The organism is Geomonas sp., from assembly GCF_056994735.1.
The window spans coordinates 1-1170 of sequence record NZ_JBXKJL010000199.1 but is presented as its reverse complement, the minus strand read 5'-3'; the positions used below and the strand labels follow the sequence as shown (position 1 = coordinate 1170).

General features: G+C 56.7%; 1 rRNA gene. It reads left to right on the top strand.

The window, feature by feature from the left end:
- A 23S ribosomal RNA gene (locus tag AC11W3_RS08880) occupies window positions 1-1170 on the top strand; the annotation flags it as partial.

Genomic DNA, 1170 nt, shown 5'->3' with positions numbered 1-1170 from the left:
GAGGGCTATGCTCCGCAAGGAGAATGCCTGACATCGTGCCTATTGCATAATGAGCTGGCTAGTTATTCTCAGTGGCGAGGTTAAGCGAAAGCGAGCCGTAGCGAAAGCGAGTCTGAACAGGGCGATGGAGTCGCTGGGAATAGACGCGAAGCGGGATGATCTACCCTTGGCCAGGATGAAGTCCGTGTAACAGCGGATGGAGGTCCGAACCAGTGTTGGTTGAAAACAGCTTGGATGAGCTGAGGGTAGGGGTGAAAGGCTAATCAAACTTCGTGATTGCCCGTTCTCCTCGAAATGCCTTTAGGGGCAGCCTCGAGTGGTCGGCGCTGGTGGTAGAGAACTGGATGGGCTAAGGGGCTTACCAGCTTACTGAACCCAACCAAACTGCGAATGCCAGCGACACGTAGCTCGGGAGTGAGACGGTGGGGGCTAAGCTTCATCGTCGAAAGGAAAACAGTCCAGACTACCGGCTAAGGTCCCAAACTCTATGCTAAGTGGTAAAGGATCTGGAGACACTCCGACAACCAGGAGGTTGGCTTAGAAGCAGCCATCCTTTAAAGAAAGCGTAATAGCTCACTGGTCAAGTGGCTCCGGGCCGATAATCCAACGGGGCTCAAGCATAGGACCGAAGCCGTAGATCGCCGTGGCCTGCGGGCCGCGGCCTTGGTAGAGGAGCGTTCTCTGCTGCGTTGAAGCCAGATCGTGAGAACTGGTGGAGTGCAGAGAAGTGACCCTGCCGGCATAAGTAGCGAGAAGAGAGGTGAGAATCCTCTCCGCCGTAAGCCTAAGGTTTCCTGAGGAAGGTTCGTCCGCTCAGGGTTAGTCGGGTCCTAACGCGAGGCCGACAGGCGTAGCGGATGGATATCCGGTCAATATTCCGGAACTACCTGGAGATCGTTATCACGATGGGGGGACGCAGGAGGCTAGCCGGGCCCGCGATTGGACGTGCGGGTTGAGGCATGTAGGGGGATCCGCCAGGCAAATCCGGCGGGTCACATTCCCTGAGGTGCTATCGCGAGAGCCGCAAGGCTCGCAAAGCCGGTGACGCCACGCTGCCGAGAAAAGCCTCTAAGGAGATCTTCGGGTACCCGTACCGCAAACCGACACAGGTAGGCGAGGAGAAAATCCTCAGGCGCAAGTGAGAACCCTCGTTTAGGAACTCGGCAAACT